The sequence below is a fragment of the Paraburkholderia sp. SIMBA_053 genome (assembly GCF_046534895.1).
Taxonomy (GTDB): Bacteria; Pseudomonadota; Gammaproteobacteria; order Burkholderiales; family Burkholderiaceae; genus Paraburkholderia; species Paraburkholderia caledonica.
In genome coordinates this window covers 1-253 of the sequence record NZ_JAWRXU010001198.1, presented here as the reverse complement: position 1 = coordinate 253, position 253 = coordinate 1, and the positions used below count along the sequence as shown (strand labels likewise).

Here is a 253-nt window from a genome sequence, read left to right as displayed (position 1 = left end):
GGGCGCCGGTCATGCTCGTGCTCAGCGGTCGTGATCAGCAGCGCCAGGCGGAGCAGCTGGGCACGACGACCGCTCGGGCAGCCGCTGCCGTCGGACAGATCGCAGAACTGGCGCTGTCCGAGCTCGACGCCGAACGGGCCGAACTCTTCGCTGTCGCCGTGAACCGGGCAGACCCCGACGCGCTCGACGCCGTGATCGATGCCGTGCGTGCGGTCCTCCACGACGAGCGCACGCCGGTGTGGGCGATCCCCGA

1 protein-coding gene is annotated in these 253 nt (G+C 71.5%); it reads left to right on the top strand.

Annotated features, from left to right (window positions below; translation table 11 throughout):
- Positions 1-253, top strand: a 253-nt coding sequence (locus SB753_RS39435; protein WP_410805472.1) for a hypothetical protein, incomplete at both ends; no start/stop codon positions are given.